Origin of the sequence: Paenibacillus suaedae, assembly GCF_032337355.1 — a bacterium.
Lineage (GTDB): Bacteria > Bacillota > Bacilli > Paenibacillales > Paenibacillaceae > Paenibacillus_B > Paenibacillus_B suaedae.
This window is the reverse complement of the sequence record NZ_JAVYAA010000001.1, coordinates 1268963-1293420: the sequence shown is the minus strand read 5'-3', so window position 1 is coordinate 1293420 and position 24458 is coordinate 1268963. Positions and strand designations below refer to the sequence as shown.

23 protein-coding genes and 3 pseudogenes are annotated in these 24458 nt (G+C 40.9%); 6 read left to right on the top strand and 20 right to left on the bottom strand.

Annotated elements, in window-relative coordinates:
* Positions 1-8: 8 nt before the first annotated feature.
* Positions 9-575: a GNAT family N-acetyltransferase gene (locus RQP50_RS05745; protein ID WP_315743890.1), complete on the top strand. Its 567-nt coding sequence runs from the start codon at positions 9-11 to the stop codon at positions 573-575.
* Between the two features lie 378 nt (positions 576-953).
* Here the strand turns inward: RQP50_RS05745 and RQP50_RS05740 are convergent, their stop codons facing one another.
* From RQP50_RS05740 to RQP50_RS05690, 11 genes and pseudogenes are all read right to left on the bottom strand, one after another.
* Positions 954-2255 carry an ABC transporter substrate-binding protein gene (locus RQP50_RS05740; protein WP_315743888.1) on the bottom strand — a complete coding sequence of 434 codons (1302 nt, stop codon included), beginning with the start codon at positions 2253-2255 and terminating at the stop codon, positions 954-956.
* Between the two features lie 353 nt (positions 2256-2608).
* A pseudogene (locus tag RQP50_RS05735) lies at positions 2609-2767 on the bottom strand (ATP-binding protein); the annotation flags it as partial.
* A gap of 221 nt (positions 2768-2988) precedes the next feature.
* Positions 2989-3774, bottom strand: coding sequence for a stalk domain-containing protein (locus tag RQP50_RS05730; protein WP_315743886.1), 786 nt, complete (start codon positions 3772-3774; stop codon positions 2989-2991).
* A 617-nt stretch (positions 3775-4391) separates the two neighbouring features.
* The gene (locus RQP50_RS05725) at positions 4392-5162 is read right to left on the bottom strand and encodes a nucleotidyltransferase domain-containing protein (protein ID WP_315743884.1); all 771 of its coding nucleotides are present in this window, start codon (positions 5160-5162) and stop codon (positions 4392-4394) included.
* 175 nt (positions 5163-5337) lie between these two features.
* On the bottom strand, positions 5338-5664 hold the full coding sequence (locus tag RQP50_RS05720; protein ID WP_174808088.1) for a hypothetical protein: 327 nt from the start codon (positions 5662-5664) through the stop codon (positions 5338-5340).
* A gap of 278 nt (positions 5665-5942) precedes the next feature.
* Entirely contained in the window at positions 5943-6488 is a 546-nt protein-coding gene (locus RQP50_RS05715; RefSeq protein ID WP_315743881.1) for a nucleotidyltransferase family protein, read from the bottom strand.
* A 29-nt stretch (positions 6489-6517) separates the two neighbouring features.
* Positions 6518-6907 carry a VOC family protein gene (locus RQP50_RS05710; RefSeq protein WP_174808086.1) on the bottom strand — a complete coding sequence of 130 codons (390 nt, stop codon included), beginning with the start codon at positions 6905-6907 and terminating at the stop codon, positions 6518-6520.
* A gap of 106 nt (positions 6908-7013) precedes the next feature.
* Positions 7014-8018 (bottom strand): SPFH domain-containing protein, encoded by a 1005-nt coding sequence (locus RQP50_RS05705; RefSeq protein WP_315743878.1) that lies wholly within the window; start codon positions 8016-8018, stop codon positions 7014-7016.
* 21 nt (positions 8019-8039) lie between these two features.
* Positions 8040-9515, bottom strand: a complete 1476-nt coding sequence (locus RQP50_RS05700) for a TPM domain-containing protein (RefSeq protein ID WP_315743876.1) — start codon at positions 9513-9515, stop codon at positions 8040-8042.
* Entirely contained in the window at positions 9515-10549 is a 1035-nt protein-coding gene (locus tag RQP50_RS05695; protein ID WP_315743874.1) for a TFIIB-type zinc ribbon-containing protein, read from the bottom strand. Before RQP50_RS05695 ends, RQP50_RS05700 begins: the two co-directional genes overlap by 1 nt.
* A gap of 60 nt (positions 10550-10609) precedes the next feature.
* Positions 10610-11230, bottom strand: coding sequence for a PspA/IM30 family protein (locus RQP50_RS05690; RefSeq protein WP_315744595.1), 621 nt, complete (start codon positions 11228-11230; stop codon positions 10610-10612).
* Positions 11231-11572: 342 nt separating this feature from the next.
* Between RQP50_RS05690 and RQP50_RS05685 the strand changes: the two genes are divergently transcribed.
* A complete protein-coding gene (locus RQP50_RS05685; protein ID WP_315743872.1) occupies positions 11573-13507 on the top strand; it encodes an Ig-like domain-containing protein in 1935 nt (644 codons plus the stop codon).
* A 461-nt stretch (positions 13508-13968) separates the two neighbouring features.
* Here RQP50_RS05685 and RQP50_RS05680 read toward each other — a convergent pair.
* From RQP50_RS05680 to RQP50_RS05660, 5 genes and pseudogenes are all read right to left on the bottom strand, one after another.
* A pseudogene (locus RQP50_RS05680) lies at positions 13969-14903 on the bottom strand (IS3 family transposase); the annotation flags it as partial.
* A gap of 64 nt (positions 14904-14967) precedes the next feature.
* Complete coding sequence (locus RQP50_RS05675; protein WP_315743871.1) at positions 14968-15291, bottom strand: hypothetical protein; 324 nt, start codon at positions 15289-15291, stop codon at positions 14968-14970.
* Between the two features lie 246 nt (positions 15292-15537).
* The gene (locus RQP50_RS05670) at positions 15538-16029 is read right to left on the bottom strand and encodes a hypothetical protein (protein ID WP_315743869.1); all 492 of its coding nucleotides are present in this window, start codon (positions 16027-16029) and stop codon (positions 15538-15540) included.
* Between the two features lie 784 nt (positions 16030-16813).
* Positions 16814-17384: pseudogene (locus RQP50_RS05665) on the bottom strand (hypothetical protein).
* 122 nt (positions 17385-17506) lie between these two features.
* Complete coding sequence (locus RQP50_RS05660; protein ID WP_315744593.1) at positions 17507-17797, bottom strand: GNAT family N-acetyltransferase; 291 nt, start codon at positions 17795-17797, stop codon at positions 17507-17509.
* Between the two features lie 384 nt (positions 17798-18181).
* Here RQP50_RS05660 and RQP50_RS05655 point away from each other — a divergent pair, with 384 nt between their 5' ends.
* From RQP50_RS05655 to RQP50_RS05645, 3 genes are all read left to right on the top strand, one after another.
* Positions 18182-19444: a helix-turn-helix domain-containing protein gene (locus RQP50_RS05655; RefSeq protein WP_315743867.1), complete on the top strand. Its 1263-nt coding sequence runs from the start codon at positions 18182-18184 to the stop codon at positions 19442-19444.
* Between the two features lie 287 nt (positions 19445-19731).
* Positions 19732-20849 (top strand): IS3 family transposase gene (locus RQP50_RS05650; protein ID WP_315743865.1). Its coding sequence is split into 2 segments (ribosomal slippage): positions 19732-19978 and positions 19978-20849, totalling 1119 coding nucleotides; the frame shifts between segments, so codons are not numbered across the junction.
* Positions 20850-20923: 74 nt separating this feature from the next.
* A complete protein-coding gene (locus tag RQP50_RS05645) occupies positions 20924-21076 on the top strand; it encodes an aspartyl-phosphate phosphatase Spo0E family protein (RefSeq protein ID WP_315743863.1) in 153 nt (50 codons plus the stop codon).
* Positions 21077-21629: 553 nt separating this feature from the next.
* Here the strand turns inward: RQP50_RS05645 and RQP50_RS05640 are convergent.
* Positions 21630-22328 (bottom strand): hypothetical protein, encoded by a 699-nt coding sequence (locus RQP50_RS05640; RefSeq protein WP_315743862.1) that lies wholly within the window; start codon positions 22326-22328, stop codon positions 21630-21632.
* A 179-nt stretch (positions 22329-22507) separates the two neighbouring features.
* Here RQP50_RS05640 and RQP50_RS05635 point away from each other — a divergent pair, with 179 nt between their 5' ends.
* Positions 22508-22777, top strand: a complete 270-nt coding sequence (locus tag RQP50_RS05635; protein ID WP_315743860.1) for a hypothetical protein — start codon at positions 22508-22510, stop codon at positions 22775-22777.
* 413 nt (positions 22778-23190) lie between these two features.
* Here RQP50_RS05635 and RQP50_RS05630 read toward each other — a convergent pair whose 3' ends face one another.
* The 3 genes from RQP50_RS05630 to RQP50_RS05620 are packed head-to-tail and all read right to left on the bottom strand — an operon-like array spanning position 23191 to position 24455.
* Positions 23191-23370: a hypothetical protein gene (locus RQP50_RS05630; RefSeq protein ID WP_315743858.1), complete on the bottom strand. Its 180-nt coding sequence runs from the start codon at positions 23368-23370 to the stop codon at positions 23191-23193.
* Positions 23371-23413: 43 nt separating this feature from the next.
* Positions 23414-23638, bottom strand: a complete 225-nt coding sequence (locus RQP50_RS05625) for a hypothetical protein (protein WP_315743856.1) — start codon at positions 23636-23638, stop codon at positions 23414-23416.
* 43 nt (positions 23639-23681) lie between these two features.
* On the bottom strand, positions 23682-24455 hold the full coding sequence (locus RQP50_RS05620) for an arylamine N-acetyltransferase (protein WP_315743854.1): 774 nt from the start codon (positions 24453-24455) through the stop codon (positions 23682-23684).
* Between the last annotated feature and the right edge of the window lie 3 nt (positions 24456-24458).

Sequence of the window (24458 nt, the reverse complement as noted above, 5' to 3'; positions counted from 1 at the left end):
GAGCGTTTATGAACCAAGATATTTACATTCGCATGGCAGAAGAAGCTGATGCGCAGGAGCTGTTACACATCTACGCTCCCTATGTCACCGATACGGCTATCACGTTCGAGTATACCGTACCAACTGTCCAAGAATTTGCAAATCGAATTCGGCAAACGCTGCAAAGATACCCCTATCTAGTAATCATTCAAAACGAGAGAATCTGCGGATATGCATATGCATCTGTCTTTAAAGGCCGTGCTGCGTATGACTGGTCAGTTGAAACAAGCGTGTATCTACGGCAGGATTGTCGCGGAGCTGGACTAGGCAAGAAGCTGTATTATGCTTTGGAGGACGCCTTGAAGCGGCAGAATGTTATTAACGTGAACGCATGTATCTCTTATCCATGTGAGCCGAATGAATTTTTGGACAACGGCAGCGAGAAATTCCACAGCCATCTAGGCTATAAGAAGGTAGCTCATTTCACCAAATGCGCTTACAAATTTGATCAGTGGTACGATATGATCTGGATGGAGAAAATGATAGGCGATCACACAAACAAGCCCGAACCGTTCATCCCGATTACCGAGTTGTAATGAAGTAGACAAATCACTCATGATGAGAGTATTTTTACTCTGTTCATGATCTTCTATAACTGTATTCATGAAACTAACAGGCACGGTTAGTTCAATAAACCAGCACCGTAATTGTCACGGGAAAATATACTATTGTACCGAGGTTGTTGATCCTATGCGGCTTTTGAATTGCAAAATCGGCGCCTCTGTAAAATAAGTTTTAGACTGACCCCGTAATAAGAAGCATCGGCGGACTAGGACTGAACTGTACCCCGTCAAGTCAATGTCATTAAGTTAATAGAGTAATGACATTGACGTTAAGGGTCACAGTTCAGTTTCCTGTTCAAGGGGATTCTCTTCTTCGGTTAATTAACAAAATTGTTCAGAACTGAACTTATGTTATTCGTTTAATAAAGTTGTCACCTTGTTCTGGATCAGCTTGGCTACTTCTTCCGCAGACTTTTGTCCGCTAAAGAATGATCTGACCTCATCTCCGATAATGGAAATCACACGACCGTCCGCATCCGAATAGTTATCCGCTGTATTAATGAATTGTTTGAACTGAGTGAACTCTTCGTCCGACACCTTAGGCGCTTTCCCGTCTGGAAGCTTGTACGTCCCACTTTTAACTTGTTCTTGAATGTCGTTCAACTGCTTCTCATTCACGGATTTAAGCAGTGAAAACCCTTCTCTCTCTTGTAGCGATTGCACTTCTTCGGATAACAAGTAAGCAATAACCTTCCAAGCCTCCTCTTTAACCGGAGATTTGGCATTTATTGCGAACCGGGATGCTACAACAATCCTCGTTCCGCCTTTTTGTTCAGGTTTTTGCAGCAACTTCGGATCGGAGAAGAGAAGATGAGGGCCATTGATTAATTCTGCCGGCGATTGCAAAACAGTAGAATAAAACATTTGCTTGCCTATATCCGCTGGTTCCGAAGTCATTACTTTATCATCAAACATTTTTTTGATTTGTTGCATCGTTTCCAGAAATAAGGGCGAGTCGAATTTGGCTTTTTTCGCTGTAGGATCAACGAATTCCGTGTATTTATCGACAATCAGCTCTTGAAGGATTAGCTCCGGGGGGTCATTCGCTAAAGCGTAGCGGCGTTCCGAGCCGCTATCTCCCAGTTTTTTCGAAATCTCTTCGAACTCCTTCCATGTCCAATTCTTATCGTCAACATTCGCGTTCTTAAGAATGTCCCCATCCCCTACGAACGTCCGCAGGGTGAACCCTAAGGGCATGGCATAAGAACCGCCGTTCAGCTTTACCGCATCCAAAATGTTCATTTGCAAATCGCTTTTATTCACCGTTTTGTCTTGCTCGATGAGCTCATCCATGTTCAGGACAAGCTTTTTGTTCACATAATCTTCGATAGGCAAATTGCTGATTTCGAAAATATCCGGACCTTTGCCCGATAGTAGCGCTGCATTCGTCGTTTTTTGGTATTTTTCAAAATCATCTGAAATCTGAAGTTGCAGATCGATGTCCGGATACTTTTCTTCAACCTTTTTTTCTATCGTCTTATAAAATGTGCTCGATTGTGTAGGCCATAGCTGCAACGCCAAAGTAACGATTGTTTTCCCTTCTTTTATTTCCGGTTTCTCCGTACTTGCCGATTCATTGCTGCCTCCAGAACCGCATGCGGTCATTGACAATGTTAAAATACCAATAAATAGGATACAAAAACACTTTTTCATTGAATGAATTCCTCCTGAATTTTCATCACATATATGTATAACTATTGCAAATGAACACGGTTTCCGTCTTGTAAAGGCTCACTGCTTTCTAGAATAATCAGGTCTTCCTCATAGAGATTATCCGATTGAATCATTGTTTCCTTGCCATTCGCTTCACTGGACTTGTTTCGGATTTTAGGCGAGAAACATCAATGCCGCTAAAGCATCCTTTTGGATCCATTTTTTTATCGTTCTCGTCATAATGAAGCCGTACCAAAAACCCACTTCTTCATTCATTGGTTCCTCCTCCCATTCATTCATTAAGAATAGGGCAGAAATATAAAATAAGAAGTAGGGTTAAGTTTAAATTTTCCTTAAAGGTCCAGCTTCGAAAACCGGATTTCAAAAAGCGTGCGAATCGAACTGCTTTGGGCCGTAATCGTACCTTGATGCTGAGTCACGATATTTTTCGCGATGAACAGACCGAGACCCGTGCCTCCCTCACGATAAGTACGCGCCTGATCCCCGGTAAAACTGCTAGGCTTTCAATGTACTTGAACAAAAGCCCTTGATACGTTTATCAGCTTCGTACAGTCGCCATAACTCACTTAAAATCATAATATCGGGAATGTAACAAAGTTCTTGTAATCAGTCGGGAATAAAAATAAAAAGCCGCATAATTAGCGGCTTCAAAATGTTAGTATATTTTTGTCCTCTGACTCGAAATAGCCTCTTAATGGACTGCTAATCCGTATTATGGCTCAATTATTTGTCTGCCCACATTCACATCGTCTACCTTCCATTGGTTATCAACAAATTTATAGAATACATAACGATCAACGAGCTCGAGATTGATAGGACCACTTTCAAGGTAAGCAGATTGGTGCATTCCTGCCGCTGTGGTGCTGTCGTAGGTAATATCGGCCTTTTTTGTTAGTATAGCGTTATTTTTAATGCCATTACTGTAAATAATCTTGTTTATAAATGCGTCCGTGAAATAAGGTCTGAAATAGGTTCGAATTTGCGAATAGCTTGAGAGATCGGTGGCTTCATTTATCTTTGTATTAAGCACGTCTATTCTCTCCTGACTCATTCTCCAAGACTTGAGTGGCTCTGTACGGATAAAGACCTGTTGCTGTCCGATCGTAATGGTTGCTTTTCGTTCTTGTTCGGACCACAGCGCTGTTCCGCCAAAGGCTTCAGCAAAAACACGTGCTGGTACATAAGTTGTTCCATTATCAATTTTTGCTGGCACATCAAGCTTGAAAGCAGCGTTATTTAATAAAGCAGTGTGAGAATTAACATACAGCAATAGCTCTCGATTGCCACGAATAATCGTAATGCTTTTTTTTGCCTGATTCCAGATCACTTCTGAATTGAATCTTTCTGAAACAGCACGTAATGGAATCAGTACTCGTCCATTTTCAACTTTTCCATTGTCAACCGTATTCGAAAAATTATTGGCGAAGCTTATCGTTGGATTACCGATTAGTAAGGTACACACAAAAGAAAGTGTTAGTGCGATTATTGTTTTTTTCATAGATGTTTCCTTCCACGTTTCTATCATATTCTTGACCCTCGCTCAATTCTTGTCTTCGAAAATTCTTTGCGATACGCTCCCCTTCAGTTAGATAAACGCAATCTAATGGATAATGTTGCAGAATATAACTTCATTGAATACAAAAAGCCCCTCTTCCAAAGGGACGAGGAGCCGCGGTACCACCCTATATTAGAAAATTATTTAAAAGTTCACACTATAATGAATAACGGTTAAACCGGTACACCTCTGCTTAGCTAGAAAGGTTTCAAAGGACTGCTCCGGAGCGAACTTCATTTAACCCTTTTCCCTAGAAGCGCTCTCAATCTCGGGCGTTTCCTCCCTGTAAGAAGGAATTGATATACTTTCTCCATTAAAGCATTAATATGTAATTTTCCTCATTCTACGGTAATAGCTATTTAAAGTCAATTATTTGAATTAAAAGGAAAACCATATCTGTACTAACCTGCCCGTTAGCTCAATAGTCTTATGTTTTAATTAGAGTCGCTGCTTATAGTTGTGAGGCTTGCCGAACACCTAATGCAGTGACGTCCCGACGGGCTTAGGGGGCTGGATGTGGTCACTCGCTTCTCAGAGTGACCCGAAACGTCAATATGGTGTTAGTCGAAGGAAGTTCTGGAAGCAGCCATTGCATTTAACGCGTTCTCAAAATAGCTATATACTTCATCTGCAATTCCCAGAAACTCTTCAACAAGTACATTATTACTATCCAAGTAACAAGCATACAGATAATCAACTAAAGCGGAGTCAATCTCACAATAGTTTAATATGGCATTCTTCATCATAATAATGTCATCTTGCCATACACCTGTATCTTCTAAAACCAAAGAGTATAATGCACGAATTAATCTCTTAGAGTAACCTTTAATATATCTAGTTTTCATTGTGTTATCACTAGCATTAGAAAGTAAACTATGAATACGATCTACTTCCTTCTTGGTCTCTGTATTTAAGTCTAAAATGAACTCTGGAGAAATAATTATCGGTGGTACTTTTTCACCAACGTCATGACCATATATGCAAACACAAATTATCTTTACCCAAAAACCCCAATCATTTGGTTTACTTAATACATCGTCAATCGAGCAAATTATCGTATCAATCTTAGTTAATACTGGATATTCTTCCAAAAGCCTGTCTTTAATATTTGACAATCTTTCGTAATCAATATCTTTGGGATTTACACATACAATAGTAAAGTCTGCATCTGACTTAAAAGGTTTAGCAGTTCCTTTTGGAATTGAGCCACACATATAAATGCTATGAATCTTACCTTTAAATTCGGTAAGTATATTATCTATATACTTATCAACAAAATCCTTATATTCACTTTGTATTACAATTCTATTTATAACTTTTTCTAATATCATATAGACTCCTCCTAAACTAAGAACTTCTTTCGGCTAACGTCTTTTTTGCGAACTTCGTAAATTCGTCATGACTTAAGTTATTCGCAAAATCATTCAACTATCCTGCCAGTTACTTCAACGACAAAGCTGACCGCTGCGGTTGTTTGCTCAACTTTACTATCATTACCCATTAGCTTCAATGTAACTTCCATCGTGCCAAACTTTCGCAAAGAGCCTTATAAGCACGCACCGCGATATTAGCATCATCTGCAAGGATGGTGATTGAATCCTCGAGATACGAGACAATTATTCGAAAAATGAATTCTCCATCCCCTTCAAAACAGTAATAAATTTGATAAATCTCTTGTTCTTTACTGGCGTGCTCTCGTACCACTGTAGCATCTATAAATTCATCAACTATTGCCTCAGGAAGAAAAGGTAAATAAGTATGCGAACGCAGAGGCTTCCTGTACCCGTAGATGATTAGTTTATTTTCCAAGTCTCCAACAATTCTATTCGCCATCTTTAAGCTCCCATCTCTATTTGATACTACTGATATTTTCGTTATATCTCTTTTTATTATCATTAAGAATTACTTCTTGTACTCTCACAACAACCCCCTAACGAAAGCCTTTCTCCTCAATATATTAAATAATTTATACAAAGTGTTAATGCTATTGTTAAGATTTCTATTGAACAAAAAATAGAGGAAAGTAGCTCATATAATGAACTAACTATCCTCTATATACGATACTACAATTAACATGGTCGTGTTCAACCACAAATTCCATATTCAATCATTTATTCTATGATCGTAAGAAGCGGCCACTGTTCCTTCCAATTCTTCTTGCTAACCCGTTCCACATAATAGCTGTGATTCGGGAACTGCGGACATCTTCTCACGACGAGCTGAAATAAATCTTCCAGTCCATACGGTGCACAAATATCCAATTGATCGTGTTCGTCCAGACGAGCACCGACAGCCGTCGCCGTTTCTGGCCAGTGATACAGTGCGTCCCATGTTGATGCATAGGGTTCTACTCCATTATGAGTGTGCATTCTTGCTTGATTTTTGACCGACCATTTCTCATTGCCCGTCTGCTGAATCAGCCCTTGCTCCAAGCGAAGATCCCGTTCCTCTGATACATCATCGCGATCAAAATACACAACATCAATATCACTATGTCTGCTGCGATTATCGAACCCATGAAGCTTGTCCCATACATAGTTGCGAATGTACCCCGCTGCAATATAGCATTGCGGCAGTTGTAAATCCTGAACGATACGCAAATCACGCATGAACGCTTCATGCTCACGCAAATATTGTTTCAGCTGATGCTCTAGCATTCTTTACTAACCCTCATTTCCATTGGAAACTATGATTGCTTCATTCCGACCGCAATCCATCTTCCGTCTACATCCTCGAATACGAATTCTCGATTGTTATAATCAGTTGTCGTGAGTGGACGCACAATCTTAACGCCTCTCGCGGTCAATTCCTCCAGCATTCCCTGCTGGTCTGTCGTAATAAAGTATCCGTCGTACCCATACCCATGGAGCAATCGATTCGGTTTGAAATTCTCTGGATTACCCTTCGTCAACACAATTTCCATTGCATCTCGGTACAAGCATACATGCGGTTCAGCAGATTCTAAATAATAGACCGAACGGTATCCTAGATTCTCATAGTACTCAGCTGTACGATGCAAATCTGGTGTCGGAAACATTTGAAGACAGCAAGCAAATGATGCATATGTTGTTGTCATTCCATTTATCTCCCTTTTATCTTTTGTATATTATCTATCGTTTCAGTGTCATGTACCTATTTAGGAACAACCTATCTATCACTTCTACAATCTATTATGGTTGACGTTACCCCAGCTTGTGGCCACAATTCGGACAGAAATTAGAGCCTTCATTCTTCGCTCCACAGTTCGGACAGAAGTTCGGCTTCTGATTGCCTTCCGTAGAAGCAGAAGTAATGGAAGCACTAGCATCGGATGATGCTGCCGATTCGCCTGTTGCCGGCTTCTGGTCTTGATTCATATTTTTCACCATCTCGTTCGCCATGTTCATTCCCATCATCATGCCTGCCATATCTGAGGCCATTCCCCCGCCGCTTACATCACCGGAAGCAATCCCGTCCGTCATCGCAACTTGCTGATACTTCTGCATATCGCCAATCATCTCATAGGATGCCGTCTTCGTGATCATATCTTGGATTTCTTCTGGGTAATTGAAGCTCATGACCTGGAAGCCTGTTATAGTAATTCCATTGTTTATTACTTCCATATCCAGATCTTCCTTTATCCCTCTGGAAATATCAAATGCATTCGCCTGCAAATTGAATAAGTCCTTGCCTTCTCTTGCAATCCACTTCATTAACAACTGATCCAGAATCGAAGTGATTCGCAGCTTCACATCTTCGACGAGATAGCTCTCTTTGACTCCGGCAATCTTATCAATCAGGGTAACATAATCATTCACCTTAAAGTTGAACGTGCCGTTCGCACGAATTGGCATGCCGCCTGGGAGTTTCGGGTGAGGAATCAGGATTGGATTTCGCGTTCCCCATCTGACCATGAACTCCTTCGTATTAACGAATAGCACCTCGACTCGCATTCCACTGTTGAAGCCAAACTTAAAACCTTTGAGTGTAGAAAGGAACGGAATGATTTCGGAATCAATGCTGTACTCGCCATCGTCCTGAAAGATCCCTTCGATTTTACCATTATTGATGAAGATCGCATCCTGACCCGCGCGAATAATCAGCTTGCTTCCTTTTTTGATCTCTCGATTGCCCCATTTCCAAAAGATCATATCATCGCGGAACTCTTCCCATTCCACCACATTTGCAAATTGATTTTTGAAAAACATGTATTAACCTCCGTCTCTCCCCTAAAATGATCCTCTGCTGCCGCTATGCGAATGACCACCCGAAGTCGTTCCTCCGCCTCCACTGCCTCCACCACCGCTTGAACTGGAGCTGGAGCTGCTGCTATATCTTCTCGTTCTTGTTGTGCAGGTACGGATATATTGATCCGAATAATCAACCAAACCTGCTGAGTTCGGATCTTCATACGTCTGAGCATCTACGGTAACCCGTCCGCCGGAACGATATACGAGCAGCGTAACGATTCCGCCTCCAATGACTAAAGCCGCACCTAGTTGAACCCATATATTCAATAAGAGATTGTCAGGATTCACTCCTGGGCGGTAGCCCATGTATTTATGAACCGTCTTCAGATAGGTTAAAAATCCATCCTTGTATTCCTTATCCGCTAAATACGGGGCAATCTTATCTCTGATTTGATCCAATCTATCATCGTCGAAATATACTTTCGCCTTATAGAATCCAGAAAGATATATCTCTCTATGTGTCATGTCTACCATTAAAATGATAGCGTTGCCATGACGCATTTTATAACCAGGACCATATTCATCATAGAAGTCTTGAGTCATTCTCTTTACGTCATAAGCAGATGGATCATTTGTCGTATAAATAATCATGTCCGTTTTTCGCTCTTCACTATACTGCTTAGCCAGTTCTTGCAGCTCTTCGTATTCTCGCCCAGTCAGGAGCTTTGCCTCATCGAAGATCAGCTGACTTCCTTTTTTATTGCTCGCGTCGCTCCATTTTTTGAACATACTTGGATTAGAACTATTCATTGCACCGCTTGTGCTACCACCACTGCTTGAGCTGGTAAAGCTAGTCCCGTTCGTAGTACTGGTGGAGGTGCTCGTAAAAGTGCTGCTGGTTGTGCCTGATGTGCTACTGCTTGTCGTGGTTGTCGTGCTCGTAAACGTAGTCCCATCGTTCGTGCTGCTGATTGTACTGCTAACGGTACTGTTTTTACCCGAGTCAACTGCTTGCGATCCCGCTGTTACATACTGATAGACGGACTCAATATACCTTTGAAAAGCAGCCTTAAAACGGCCTTCCCCATATTCATCAGCGACAATATCGGTTATGCTGCTTAGCCGTTCATCGTCCAAATGATCTGCCGCCTTTTGAAATACATTTATGTAGATTTTCTCATGATTCGTATTCAGAATCAGCACAGCTGCATTACTGACAGAAAAATCTTCATTGGAGTTATTCTTCGCGTATAAATCCTGCAGCACTTCCCAAGTCCCTTGATCTTTATCTGTTACAATTCCGATGATATTGATCCCTATTTCCGATCCATACCGATTAGCCAACTCGTTCAATTCTTTTACTTCCTTCTTACTGAGTACACCCACGGAATCATCAATTAACTGCTTGTTATTCTTGGCAGCCGCACTGACACTTCCCGTGATCATCTCCATGGGGATGACGAGCAGCAATGCTGCGAACAGCAGGACGACAGCGATAACACGATGCCTTCTCATCAGAGTTTCCCCCCTATATATAAATAGGACACAAGCTGAAATACGAGGAAGAATATCGCTGATAATCCCGCAAACCATGCGAACACCTTCGACTTGCTGATCGGGGGCTTGCCGACCACCTTGCCCGTCTGTCCATTCATCGCAAACGTATATTCCAGTTTATTATAGTCATAATGCAGTACCCAGACCGGAAGCAGAACATAGTCAGCTCGCTGCGTCTCCGTGTGAATATGAACATTGTCATACTTCGCTGACGTATATTCCGTTACGGTTGAATCTATGAATTCAAAAATATACTCTTTTATTTTTTCCTTTACCCGCGGCAGCAGCTCTTCCTCGTTATAACTATACGTTTCAGCAACATAACCTGCTAAGTATGGAGTCTTAAAGTTCTCAAGCTTTTCATAGGGAAAAGGTTCGAGCTTATCCATAAGTTCATCTGTCATCTTTGCCGAAGCATCCACCGGAACTTTTATATAGTCCAGGCAAATCTCGCGATAGAAATCATAGTGTGCTGTTTCCGTATAATCGTAATCGCCTGAGCGGTATTTGCTGACCTTCGTGGCTCTGCCATGAACCTCAATTTCATTCTGCAAATCATAGAGCCAGAATGGGACATACATCCCCGTTATTCCCTTAATTCGATTCGCCGACATGAACCCTTTCGGAGTAATGAGTCCCTTTCCACACCATCTTTTGAACTCCATCACTGCTTCTTCCTTGCTAATGGCAAAAGGAATAATCTTCACCGGCGCCAAATTTCCCGTCAATCGATCTCCTAATACAACGGCAGATCCACAAAAGCTGCAGCTCGTTGCGCTCGTCTCTGCTTCTGTGATAATGACAGCGCCACAGCTATGGCAGTGATATTCCTCCGCAGCATCTTCCTCTGTGAACACGTATTTGGTCATCGGATCCTGCATGTCCTGAACATTGTCTTCTCTTCCACAGCTATGACAGGTTAACATCTCCGAATACGTATCATACTCCATCCCGCTACCGCAGTTCGGGCATTTATATTCAATAACCGGCAACCTATTCACCCCTAGAGCATAGAAAGTATCTATTTATATGTAGTGCCTATGAATCGAGATTCAATTCTTTTTCTTCTTCAACTGCTCGATCAGTTCGTCCAAATCGTCTTTCTTCTCATCTCGAAGTTCAGCAAGCGCCATCGCTTCGTCGTAAGCACGGTTCACCTTGTCTTCCATCGCATCGAATGCGGAAGCCTGATCTCCATGTATAGAGTTGCTTGCATTTATTCGTTCCTGTACCTGGGCCGCTGCAAGCTTCCCCTTAAGTGCTGCACGCCGCGCCTCCAGCTCGCCGATATCAGAGACCAGCTTGTCCTGCAGTTGCTTCATTTGAGAAGCAGTTGAAGCTGCCATATCATAAGCCGTTTGCAGCTGCTGCAACTTTTCCGAATGAACTGCCTTTTTCTCTAAAAAAGTACGTGCCCCTGCTTCATTCCCATCTGCCGCTGATTTCTCCGCATATCGCTGCAGTTTTGCAATTTCTGCTGCGCATTCGTCCAATGCTCGTTTGGCTCGCTGCTCTGCTGCAACAACGGAAGCCGTCTCAGCCTTCACTTTGCCGAGATCATCGTTCAACTTCCGCATGTAATCATCAATGGTTTTCTCAGGATCTTCTGACTTCTGAAATAGACTATTGATGTTGATGGACATGAGTTCCTTGACTCTCGATAAGATTTCGATAATGCTTCCCTCCATTAGAAGAATTTTCATCTCCAATCTATACGTTAATCATACAGCAAATATAGGTAAAAAGGATGGGGAAATTCGACATTTTGAACTACAGATCGATTTCTTGCGACATGCGTGTAAGGAACCACACCCTAACCAAACTGCTGCTAACATCATTCCAATTGCGCTTACTTATTTGGTGTAAATAGGAAGGTGTTAGGTGATTTCCATAAATATGACAATATCATTTATTTTTTTCACCGGAGCTTATGGGTAGGCCGTCCCTATCGTGCAGGATTAAAAACCGTTCGAGCGTCATACAGAATTATGCAATTCGTGGGATACACAGGAATAATGATCCAATGGATAATCATAATAGAGGCTATCCACAACGCTTGCTTCGACAGCAATCAGCAAACATCAAGCAATAATTCATGGAGAGAGGTGCGTCATTTGTTCAACACATGTACACGCTTGATAGCCGTGTGCATTGCCGGAATCATGCTAACACTCGGGTTACAGAGTACGATGAGTCCAGCAGCTGCCGAGCCGTCGCAACCGCGGGCTACCGTGGAATGGTTTAGGGATTATGGAAATAGTTCCAGAGGGGAAGCGGTCATCCCTACCTCCGATGGCGGTTATTTGACGGTAGGGAGCATTACGGAGAAGGATATGATTGGGCAAGATAGTTGGCAATATGTCGTTAAGGCTTATGTCATTAAAACGGATGTAGAAGGACAGCCGCTATGGGAGCAAAAGCTAGATCATTATTCGTCCGGGAATGCCGCGTACCGGGCGATAGAGACTAGGGACGGAGGATATTTAGTAGCCGGCACCTACAAGTCCTACGACGGCAAACCGATGGACAAGCTATATCTCATTCGGCTGGATGCGTCTGGACAAGTACTGTGGCACAAGGCTGTTGAGGATGGTCAATTCCACCACACTCCGGTAGCTATTGTTGAAACGAATGATGGCAGCTTTATGATTGCCGGGAGAGGGATGTTCTCTGCCAGCGCCTATGAAAAGTGCTACATCCTGAAGGTGGATAGCAACGGAGAAAAGGTATGGTATCGTGATTATCGCTTTATCGGCAGCGAATTCTTTACCGATATGATCCCCGCCAGTGACGGAGGTTATATTGTAATTGGCGGCATAGGCTATCCAGATTATGAGTCTGGCGATGAGGACGCCATGCTTATGATGAAGCTTAATGAGCAGGGCGACATCGTATGGTCACGGCCGTTCCACGATCCAAATACGAGACGGCGTGCCTTTTCTATCATCTCTGCCGATGACGGAGGTTATCTGATAGGCAACCGTAAAAGAACAAAGCAGGGTGATGTCACCATCCTCACAAAGACGGACGTAAACGGTCAGCCGGAGTGGGAAAAAACATATAAAGCCCCAATCCCGGAATCCTTCAAAAGTCTGGTGCGGACGAAAGACGGGTATGCTCTGCTCGGTATGCGCATGTTAGACACGAGCTCAGGCTGGAAATACGAATATGCGATAGTGACGTTCGACGTAAATGGCGAGTTGACAAGCCGCGAAGTACTCCCAGGCCCGCCGCTGAGCGACGTTGGCAAGGCAGCGATAGCTCGCGACGGCGGGTTTATTTTTACCGGAACCGTGAAACGAGGAGAGGTATGGAAGCTTCAGCTCATGAAGCTGACACCTTTCGAGAACATGCCTCCTACCGAACAGACATTGGCAAGCATTTCATTCATGGAGAAAGAGATGCAAGTAAAATCAGGCACCAGCATGCCGACAGTACTGCAAGCCGTGTACGGTAATGGAATGGTCAGCGATATATCAGGCGTTGCCGTGTATAGTTCGGATGATTCCCGTATTGCCGACATCGACGCATCAGGTAGAGTCACGGGTCATGAGCCTGGAGTCACATATATTGGGGCCACTTACGGAGGGCTCAATGCCAGCTTGAAAGTAACCGTGCTGCCGGAGGATTGGGTTGAGCCTGAACCGGCCCGCGGAAACCTCCGGCTGGATTCGAACGACTACTCGCTAAGTGTCGGCTCCATGATCGATGTAAGGGTCATACTTTACGACTATTCCGTACATAAAGAAATAGACGTGACCAAGGAAGCAACTTTCCGAAGCGCCAATCCGGACATTCTCGAATGCGATGATGAGGGGAATCTGATTGGCCGTAAGGCGGGATTCACGAAAATCCATGCTGCCTATAGGGGACTCCAGGCGACGTCCAACGTTCAGGTGCTTCGAGCATCCGTTCCTCAAGAAGTGGAACAGCCGGAGCTAGATTTGTAATCAGCCGTAATTCATTTAATCGTTACAAGTAAAGGCTTAGCTAGAGCACGGAGCTCGGAACTAAAAAATACTTTTCTACCTTACTCCATATTCAATCCAATATCGAATGCCGTGCTCTAGCATTCATCCTTTTATAGACGAATTATTTCCCGAGCAATAATCTTGTACATATAATTAGGTAGCTTTTCCTTTACAATGACTAATATATCAATATCACTTTGTTGAGGGGTAAAGCCCCCATCGCCATTGAACCGTGTAAATAGATTCCGACTAGCGATTACGATAATTCACATTTCAAAAGATTTGTAATACCGTCTAAAACAACTTGTTGATTCATCATGTATGTTTCCCCTGTCTAATAGGTTGTCTCTATTTTTCCGTACTAAACAATTGGAAGTATTTATTAAGTCTCCCCTGTATATTTCCTTGTCATTTAAATCACGCAGCATTCTCCTATTGAGCGACAGATACAGCTTTTCTCCAAATAACTTAAACTCCGTGATGTCCGTTACCCACTTCTCATTTGACGCCTCCGCCGTGAACTGGCGATCCAGATGATTCGGTGCAGTCTTGCCGACAGTCCCTTTATATGACTTATACTTTTTCATGCGGACTAGGCATTTAAGCCCCATCTCCTTCATGAGCCGCTGAACCTTCTTGTGGTTCACTTTACACCCACAGATTTCCAATTCATCACGAATACGACGATATCCGTAACGTCCATCATGTTCCGCGTAAATGGACTGGATCTCAGCTCTCAAATCCGCATTCGGATCTGGTTGGTTTATACGCTTTATAAGGTTGTAATAGGTGTTACGCGGGATACCAGCCAGCTTTATGAGTGCCTTCACCGGATATTTATGCCTCAGTTCCCAGACGGTTTGTGCTTTGTCCTGTTTGGTGATTGTTCCTTGTTTCGAACAAAGGCATTCAACTTTTTTAGATACTTATTCTCCATTTCAAGCTGCTTGATACGTTCTTCGAGCGCTTCGACAGACCCTTCAACTACGGATCGTTTAGTAGACGAATTGGATTTTTTCTTCATGGATGGACGCCCCTTCTTTTTTGGCTCAAGGGCTTCTAAACCGTCTGTCTCCATCTTTTCTGCCAGGAATGCAAGATGGAAAAGTTCGAAAGGTTGAACAGAGCAGCGGTGTCCATGAGAGAAGCTTTTGATTGAGCCATATGATTAAGTACGTCCAGTTTAAAGCTTGCCGAATAAATTTGTATAGCAATTAGTAAAGGCAGACTCACCATGCATCTCATAAAGCTTCAGCCAATATTGGAATTGGGACTTGATAACGTCCATTTCGTTTGCGTATTCTGTCTGCGATAGAAGATCAGGGTTGTACCCTTGAATTATCGCCAATTTCCTATCCTTCGTAAATTTAGTCATAAAAAACTGCACCTCCAACTGTTAGAGTGTGTCTAACAATTGGGGTGCAGTTCACTATAGCGGCTTATTCAAAATTATTCTCTTCATAAGAGCGATAAATTGCTTCTGAAACCAATGTTATTAAAAAACAATATCCATTATTAAAACGATTTGAGTTTAGGCTTGTTCCGTAGTATTCGTCCTTCAATAATTTGTTTACTTCATCACCCGCGTGCTTATACTCATTAGTTAATATGCTAAAATCATAGGTTGGATACTCTGCTACTAACCATTGAATCGTACACCCACTACTTACTTTATCTACCACCATCTCTACTTCAACGTTACCACCCTTATCGACTATATCCGATAGATATCTTACGATCCTAAATAAATGATGTGAACTCATTAGTATAACCTCCTAAGTACCCATTCAGTATTTACCATCATTATACAACATCACTAAGGCATCTGAGTAGCAACAACCGCTACAGCCAGTCTCCATTGTGTTGAGTTGGTTTCCTATAGGTGGAATCGAAACACTTCACCAGAAGCCCGCAACCGCTCATTCTTGCCCTTCTTTTAATCTATCTTAATTGCTGAACGGATAAAAGCCCCACGCTTAATTCACAGCGCAGGGCCTCCATACGGAGCATCAGTTCGTTGGAAAATAGGTTACCACCTTATATTTCAAAGCAATGGTACCGTTCATGTAAAGATCGAGGTATGCGGAGCCCACACCTCCATTGGTGAGTTTCCCATCAGAAGTTATACTCCAAGGACCTCCAGTAGTATCGTATAGATCGTAAGTATAACCACTATTAGGGCCCCCCATAGTTACGGTACTATTTACCGGGACCCTTATAGTTGTACGTGTAACTTCTTGAATGCCAATGGCGTTCGTCGTTACGTCCTGTCCCTGGGCATTAATCACATCGAGACCACTAAATAAAGATGCTACTGAGGTGGTTGATGCGATAACTTCATCTTCAAGTACATTTCCATTCCCTACTTCAATTACTGGCAGATTAGAATGGTAGAGCGGGCTTTTGGATGTGGAATCGTCAGCAAATGCTGATGGTGTCACAGCTAGAATGCTTGCCGCAGACAATGTTGCAACTAGAAGACATTTAATACTATGGTTCATAATTGCATTTCCTCCTCATCATAATTTCGTCACATTATATCCAGATAATGTTACTAATTTACTTATATAGCATACCAATTCCATCGTCAACCATTTTTTTGCAATAATTCCTTAATCAAATTTTCAATCTGAAGTATTGATCAGTCATAATAATTAAAACGTCAACTAAGAAAAAGTTTGAAATTATAAAAAAAAGAAAAAGCGGGATGAGGTACGCCACGGTTCGTGTGCTGCCCATATGCAGCCGTGCGTGTCATCTCGCCTGCTCTTTCACAATGTCATAGTAACACGTATAATTCGTCATGTGGTCGTCAATATTCCCCGAAATATCCCACATTGTCGTCAAAATTTATTAAGAGGAGGAGAACCGTGGAGAAATTAATAAAAGTTGCAATATTAAAGCGAGAATGACACGGATAAACTGTCATTTGGTGTTCAGGTTATGCTCTCGTTGTGCTCACTTTATGTTAAGATTTCTTCCGTTTTAACTTGTTTACCCTTAAATCAGATAACTAAGAAAATGGGCAGTGATTGTATCAGAACTTTAACACTAAATGTTTACTGTAAATATTTTATTTTTTTCAAATAGCAGTTTCAATCGGTGTATACTATCAATTATCTCTTGCATAATTAGAGATTGACATGTAATTTACGGGAATCATTTCAGTTTTTAATCAACCATTTCCCTTCAAACAAATCTAAAATAACAAACAAAAAATACACGCTAGCATAAAGGATCTGCTTCCTATCTAGTAACATGTATTTCTCGATGAGGCTCCATACATTATGTTCTCTTCTTACTGAATATGCTTAAGGCATTTTCGTACATTTGCTGATCGATTTGAAACTTTTCAGTAACCCATTCTCTCAGTTCGTCAGGGGTTAGATGTCTTTCCACCTTCTCATGCTGAAAATATTGCTTCAGGACATCATCGTTTCAACGAAGTCGGAATTCCATTGATGTAGCCGAAGATCTGAATTTTTTGCAGCATTGGCGACGTATCCCAATTGTTCGCATTCCTAATCAGCGGAGTCATTTTGTCTAATGCTGATCCATGTACATATAAGAAACGGAAAATCCAAGCTTGGATATCAGCCAATGAAACCCTATTGCATTTGTCCAGCATGTTCCTCCCATCCCTTTGTTCACGATGCGCTCGATGTACGTATCAATAGAAGGGAGGTAGTTTCCTGTTCGATTTCCTTTTTCCCAATCGAGTATTTTCGTTAGCGTTTCCCATTTCACTCTTTTCTTGATGTTTTTGGATTAGTTCATTAAGAAACGTCAAGCTGATCTGTTGCTTTTCAACCGACAGAAAATCGAGAAAACGAGTAACTAACGCTTCTTGTTCCATAGTGAGCTCCTTTTAAGTGATTTCGCCATATTCATCCCAATGAACAAGGCGTCTATTTGTGAAATTCAATAATTACTTTTCTCAGAAAGCTATCGCAGGAGCATTATTTGAGCTACGTTCCTTTACTCTAGAACTTTATTTAGATTATACCGTTTATGACACTTATCCAGTACACCATAAACTTCATATCCATGCTTCAAATAGAAATCTAATGCCTGAAAATCAAATGTATCTAAATGAATTAATTGTACTTCATACTTTCTAGCAACCGCTTCCAAATCGGTTAATAGTTTTGATCCTAAGCCACTCTTTCTGTATTCTTCCTTCACACAAAGTGCACCGACGTACAAACATTTCCAAGCGTAATCAAAACAATTGATTTCCGCAATCATGTTTCCATCCGCTTCCTTGATAAGCTTATTAATTTCAGCAAAAGAAACCTTAGGGTTAAATGATACATTCGATTCGTTATACTCAACGATTTTCTCTTCAATAAAGTCAATGCTTTTGTACTGGTAATGATAGAAAATGAACTCTTATAAATCACCTGTTTATTAGTTGTTATACTCTAGTTCTTTTCAGCTAACGTTCATGGTTCACAATGTATGGATCGGCTTCTTCGAAATTCTCTATTGATCACTTTCTATGAATTAACCATTCTGTAGCGTAGAATTGGGTCGCTACACTCTTCACTCTCTCCCTCCGTTTCTTATCTTTCTCATGTCATCATTCAATTTACATACCATTCACAACATGGTAAAATATAGGTAATTAATTCGGAAGAAGGAGGGCTGACATTGAAGACGGCATCGATCATAAAAACAATCGGAGAACTAATTCACGACACTAGATTTGCATCGAATATAACGATTACGCAGTTATCAGAGCTGTCAGGCATAAACAAAAGTACGATATCGAGGATAGAGAACGGTGAAGTAAAACGACCAGATTTCTCAACGGTACAGCCATTGGCTGCTGCATTACAGATTCCTTTTGAAACATTGGTTGATTATTACGTTGAAAAAGAGAAAAGGTCAGACTTGTTGTTCGATATCCTGCAAGCGACGATCCTACGAAGGAGCAGCACTGAACTAATTCGTAAGGTCGCAGCTAAATACCTTGAATCTCCGAATGAAGAAAGCTTAGATTTAACCGAAAAGCTATATAAACACATCGACTCCATTGAAGATACCTCCATGAAATTATCCTTATATAACCTCATCATAGAACACTCGCGTTCGCACGGAATAATGCCCTATATATCTAAAGGTTTGTACCAACGATATCTGATTGAGCGAAATGATTTTAGCAAATTGAAGGAAACATATTACAGTGGGAAATACATTTTAAATTACGTCGACTTTTTGCCACAACATGAGAAGATTGAGTTGTATTATAAGTTGGGTATACATGCTCTTAACTTAAAGCACTTTCAAGAGAGTATAGAGCACTGCAAAAATGTCCTTGTACACGGAGATAGTCCTTATAAAGTCCATGCAGTAGGAGTCCTTAGAGACGCTTATTTTGGTCTTGGCGAATATAAAGAATCAGAGCTTTATTCAATTCAATATAAACAATTCGATTACCCAAACATTCGGGAAAACACCCTCCTTATGGAAGCTCTAATTAATGCAAGACAAGGAAGAGTTGACTTATCAGTTCAGCAGCTCTCTTCATTTTTAGAAAAATGCAGCAGTGATTTCGTTGTTCCTGCAACTAATCAGCTCCTGCGATTATATTTGCAGAGAAAAGAGCTTGAACAAGCAGGACGGCTTATTGAAAATGGTGGTATAGATCCATCATTTTTAACTCAGACCAATCCCTTAGTACGTTCTCGGTATGCCGATCATTTGCAACTTAAGGGTGAGTACTACTTAGCTGTGGGCGAACCTGAAAAGGGTATTTCATATTTGCTTGATGGTGCAATGGAATATTCTAAAATTAATGATACAATTGAAGAAAAGAAATGTTTAAATATGGTAGTTAATTATCATTTAGGGAATAATATCTCCATGAATAAAGGCACACTTGAACAATTGGACGCTTACTTTACTACTTAATTGGGGAGGTCTTGCATTGAAGAAATTCATGAAGAAATTTTATTTTAACACATTGTTTAACACAGTCCTATTAATCACTTCTATAACTGCATTCACTGGAGATCATGGTAGTATTCACCCTTGGTAATGTTGGGAGCATCATTTGATGCTCTTTTTCATTTTTCGACATGATGTTGCAGTGGTATTTTCTCACATATCTTACTGGAACCTGGATCGGCTACACTTAGTTGGACAGAAAAATTAAGGGCTAGTAGAATTAACACATCATAACAAGGAGCGGATCTACTATGCCAAGAATAAGACGAACATTTACAGATGATTTCAAGAAACAGATGGTTCAGCTATACGAGAATGGGAAATCAAGAGCAGACATTGTAAGTGAGTATGAGTTGAGTGCATCTGCATTGGATCGCTGGATTAAACAAGCCCACCAAACAGGTTCCTTCTCAGAGAAGGACAACCGCTCTCCAGAAGAAAATGAACTTATTGCATTACGGAAAGAAAACCAACGACTCAAAATGGAGAATGACATCCTAAAGCAAGCAGCGCTGATCATGGGACGAAAGTAAGTGTCATCCATCAAAATCGCGACAAATACTCGGTATCAGCAATGTGCGACGTCCTGCAAATAACTAGAAGTACGTACTATTATGAAGCAAAAAACTCCAGCAATGAAGATGGTATTACGAAGCTTATCGTTGAAATCTTCCAGAAGAACCGAAATGCATATGGTACAAGAAAGATTAAAGCAAAGCTTCACGAACGTGGACTTATCGTATCAAGACGTCGAATTTGCCGCATTATGAAGGAACAAGGCCTTGTTTCTACATACACCGTGGCTCAATACAAACCTCACAAAACAACATGCAACGAATCGCAACAGGTAAATGAACTGAACCGCAAGTTCCAGCAATCTGAAGCTAAGCGCGTCGTTGTAAGCGATCTAACGTATGTCAAAGTCAAAAACAGATGGCACTACATCTGTGTATTAGTTGACCTCTTTAATCGAGAGATCATTGGCTCAAGTGTAGGGCCGAAAAAGGACGCAGCTTTAGTCACAAGAGCCTTTGCTTCTGTGCAAGGAAATCTAAGTCAAATTCAATTATTCCATACCGATCGCGGTAGTGAATTTAAGAACAAGTTGATTGATGAGACACTTGCTACGTTCAAGATCGGTCGTTCCTTAAGCATGAAGGGGTGCCCTTATGATAACGCAGTTGCAGAAGCTACGTTTAAAATTATGAAGACGGAATTCATTAATCAGATGAACTTCCACAGTTTACATCACCTAGAATTGGAGCTATATGACTACGTAAATTGGTTCAACAAACATCGCATCCATGGAACCTTAGGCTATATGAGTCCAGTAGATTACAGAAGATTATCCCTTAAAAAAGCTGTCTGATTTAGTGTTGACAATCCAACCTGCATTATACTCAATAGAGAGATAGTGCACTGAGGTGAGATGTTATAGATTCTTTGGAGGATAAAATTGTTGAACTAAGGAAGAAGTTAATCAAGATTGTCGAGAATAATAAGGGAGGATTTTCAAACGAAGAGGTGGTTCTTATCAGCCAAGAACTAGATAGATTAATACTAGAAATGCAGAAGAAGAAACGTTCGAGAAATTAACACTTGTAACTAGCAGCTGTCCCTATGTCCATCATGGGGACATTTTTAATGTTCGTGGATACGGTGAATTCAAATAATTAGTAATTTATTATTGTTGTTGTCATCTGTACGGTGAACTAATAATAGTTGCATTAGAAACCTTATATATCAAAGCTTTTTTATAATGCAATAACTTTAAGTTCAACAGACATCATCTGGTGCGGCTGTTCGCAGTAGAACCCTAATTATATGTATATATCATCATCTCGACACAAAGTTGCCCTATTAATAAAAAAACCCTTATTCTGAATAAGGGAAATAAATTTGGATTTTCCATCCTTATGTCCGTTAACTATTTGTCAAGATGATGAACTGGACTACGCCAAAAACAATTAAGATGATGACAAGAACTAAAATAACTGCAATAGTTCTAAGAATAAATTTCAAAATTTTTCTAGTTTCCTGATCCATTAATACCACCTCCTACCTTTAAGGTATTAAATAGGACACTCCTATCAGAATATAAGAATGCCTTGTCATACAACAAGGCATTTTTGAATATGTTACACAAACATTAGAATGTAGTCTTTTTGATTAATACACCATCAGGATTGTAAGCAGACCCTGCTGCTGTACACTTTGAGCTTTTTTTGTTATATTTCGGACCGAACCATTCCCAGTAATCTACTTTATGATGAGTAGTATAGAGCTGAAATCTGATTTTTTCATTTTTTGCTATAGTGGTTACACTTTCCCATCTGCTTGTATCTCTTCTTCCAATTTCGAATCCAACAGCACCTGACAAAATATACAGTTCCACATTCAACGATCCGTCTTTTTTTGAGTATACTTCTGTGTCTTCGGAAATCTTAAAGGTGTCGGGACCATAAACGTAAAATTCTTTGTACATGTCAGACGAGGAATAGTGTCCACGACCTCTGTCTTCTGTAGTAAGCCAGTACTCATTTGCAAGTAAGCTGTAGATATCTTTGTTACTATTTTCGTTCGGGAAATACTCATACTCAACCGACTTTGGAACCTCATTCAACCCTTCTTCCAGTGCGATTTCCTTGAGTTTTTGTGGGTCTGTGATAGTGATCGTCACAGCCCCCTTCTGGTTGCTCATGCTTTGTTGGTTCAAGAGTTCGAAGGGAACACGATAAGGTTTGCTATTCTTTGGCTGTGGGATGTTGTCTGCATCTGCTGAAACCACCGACACAAACAAACTACAGACCAGGAGCAGAATCATTGATGTAATAGATACTTTTTTCATCTTTTCATTCCTCCTATAATATGGTACATTTAGGTAAATTCCCAAATGTTGATCTTAATTTAACATGTGGTCAAATGCCTGTCTGTCGAATATTGATGGTATTAAAAATATTTTTTGGAATTTTGTTATCCAAATGTCGTTTATTGTCATTCAACTTTTTTTTGGGGGAGGTTCTGTATTTGCTTATCAAGAGAATTTTTCTGAGCATCTATTTGATTGTAATTACAATTTTAGGTGTATTAAAAGTTCCAGTGACAGTAGTTTGGGGCAGAGAAATGAAGTATGAATCCAAGAAGTATGTTCCTCTTTGGGAGCTGCAAAGCGAACAAAAAGTTGGTGATTTCTTTGAAGCTTATCAATTGGATTATTTGAGGTTGCTGTTTGAATTGGGTATCGCTACACTTATTGTTTATGTACTGTATTTGATCTTTAAACCTGATACAGAATAATAAAAAGGATGCTTTTTCGAGGCATCCTTAATTTCTTATAACAGCCAAAGTAACCCCCAATTATCCAATTAGAGCTGTAGTTGTAAGATACCATGTACCCGAATAAATGGTTGACATGACAAGCTTCTCATAAAATGAAAGCTGGCAGGCTCCTTACGCAAAGTTTCCAAACAGAATTCCAATGCAAACATAGTAAGCCGCCAATTTGGCGGTTTATTTGTTTTAACATAGGAGACTGCTGTGTGCTTGAAACTCATCTACAGGCTGAACTGATTATTGTCTTTGACTTTGATTATCTTTGATATTAAACCTCCCATCATGTGTTAATCAACACTAAGTTGCCCCCTATTAATGAATCAATCTCTTATTTAATAAGGACACCCGAAGGTGTCCCTGTTTTAGCATTGTTCCCATCACTTCGGCCGTTTCATACCTCTTATTGTAACCACAATCCAAACAACAGCTAAAACATATGCAATAATATCTGTAACCAAGTAGTTCATTTTGAGCAAAACAAAGAATGTGACAATAAATAATATTGGGAGAATGACAGCTGTTGCAGTGGTTAGCTTATTGAACTTTTTGTCTTCCAAGCTCTCACCACCTCTAGATAAAAGTTGTACTCAGGACTTTTACTTATAGCAATAACATCAATGCTTTAGTGATCCACCAAGCAACCGTCTCGTTCCCTGTTACTGCAAGTGCTCCTGCATAGACAGCATCTTCAACAGCGCCAGTAAAGTTGTCAATTACACTTAATAGCGTAGCAAAACCTGCTGTGCCTCCCAAAGCTACCTTCACACTATCAGGAATCAGATCCCATGCCGCCTTTAGAGCTTTAACTGCCCAACTCCAACTCAACTTTCCTTTTACTTCGTACTCAGGCTCGATGAGGCTCCATACATTATGTTTTCTTCTCATTGAATATGCTTAAGGCATTTTCGTACATTTGCTGATCGATTTGAAACTTTTCCGTAACCCATTCTCTCAGCTCGTCAGGGTTTAGATGTCTTTCCACCTTCTCATGATGAAAATATTGCTTTAGCACATTATCGTTCAACGAAGTCGGAATTCCATTGATGTAGCCGAAAATTTGAATGTTTTGCAGCATAGGCGATGTTTCCCAATTGTTCGCATTCCTAATCAGCGGAGTCATTTTTTCTAATGCTATCGGATTGGGATCAAGGTTTTTAGTAGGTCCGGGGTTTCGAATAATCTGAATTTCATTCTGAGATACCCGATAGGTAAAGACTTCCCTTACATTTTTCACTTGAAAAGATTGATACAGCGGGTATGCCTGAAATAGCGGAGCACAATACCCGACATCTACATAGTAAGGTTGATCAAGATCCACGCGCAAACACAAGTGGCCAGGATCCATGTACATATAAGAAACGGAAAATCCAAGCCGGGATAGCAGCCAATGAAACCCTATTGCATTTGTCCAACATGTTCCTCCCATCCCTTTGTTCACGATGCGCTCGATGTACGTATCAATAGAAGGGAGGTAGTTTCCTGTTCGATTTCCTTTTTCCCAATCGAGTATTTTCGTCAGCGTTTCCCACCTCACTCTCTCTTGATGCCTCTGAATAAGTTCATTGAGAAACGCCAAGCTAATAGGCTGCTTTTCAACCGACAGAAAAAGAAGAAACCGAGCAACTAACGCTTCATGTTCCATAGT

Excerpts from the sequence above, each read along its gene's own strand:
- RQP50_RS05745 (WP_315743890.1), top strand. The coding sequence starts at position 9 with ATGAACCAAGATATTTACATTCGCATGGCAGAAGAAGCTGATGCGCAG.
- RQP50_RS05740 (WP_315743888.1), bottom strand. The coding sequence starts at position 2,255 with ATGAAAAAGTGTTTTTGTATCCTATTTATTGGTATTTTAACATTGTCA.
- RQP50_RS05730 (WP_315743886.1), bottom strand. The coding sequence starts at position 3,774 with ATGAAAAAAACAATAATCGCACTAACACTTTCTTTTGTGTGTACCTTA.
- RQP50_RS05725 (WP_315743884.1), bottom strand. The coding sequence starts at position 5,162 with ATGATATTAGAAAAAGTTATAAATAGAATTGTAATACAAAGTGAATAT.
- RQP50_RS05720 (WP_174808088.1), bottom strand. The coding sequence starts at position 5,664 with ATGGCGAATAGAATTGTTGGAGACTTGGAAAATAAACTAATCATCTAC.
- RQP50_RS05715 (WP_315743881.1), bottom strand. The coding sequence starts at position 6,488 with ATGCTAGAGCATCAGCTGAAACAATATTTGCGTGAGCATGAAGCGTTC.
- RQP50_RS05710 (WP_174808086.1), bottom strand. The coding sequence starts at position 6,907 with ATGACAACAACATATGCATCATTTGCTTGCTGTCTTCAAATGTTTCCG.
- RQP50_RS05705 (WP_315743878.1), bottom strand. The coding sequence starts at position 8,018 with ATGTTTTTCAAAAATCAATTTGCAAATGTGGTGGAATGGGAAGAGTTC.
- RQP50_RS05700 (WP_315743876.1), bottom strand. The coding sequence starts at position 9,515 with ATGAGAAGGCATCGTGTTATCGCTGTCGTCCTGCTGTTCGCAGCATTG.
- RQP50_RS05685 (WP_315743872.1), top strand. The coding sequence starts at position 11,573 with ATGATCCAATGGATAATCATAATAGAGGCTATCCACAACGCTTGCTTC.
- RQP50_RS05675 (WP_315743871.1), bottom strand. The coding sequence starts at position 15,291 with ATGAGTTCACATCATTTATTTAGGATCGTAAGATATCTATCGGATATA.
- RQP50_RS05670 (WP_315743869.1), bottom strand. The coding sequence starts at position 16,029 with ATGAACCATAGTATTAAATGTCTTCTAGTTGCAACATTGTCTGCGGCA.
- RQP50_RS05640 (WP_315743862.1), bottom strand. The coding sequence starts at position 22,328 with ATGAAAAAAGTATCTATTACATCAATGATTCTGCTCCTGGTCTGTAGT.
- RQP50_RS05620 (WP_315743854.1), bottom strand. The coding sequence starts at position 24,455 with ATGGAACATGAAGCGTTAGTTGCTCGGTTTCTTCTTTTTCTGTCGGTT.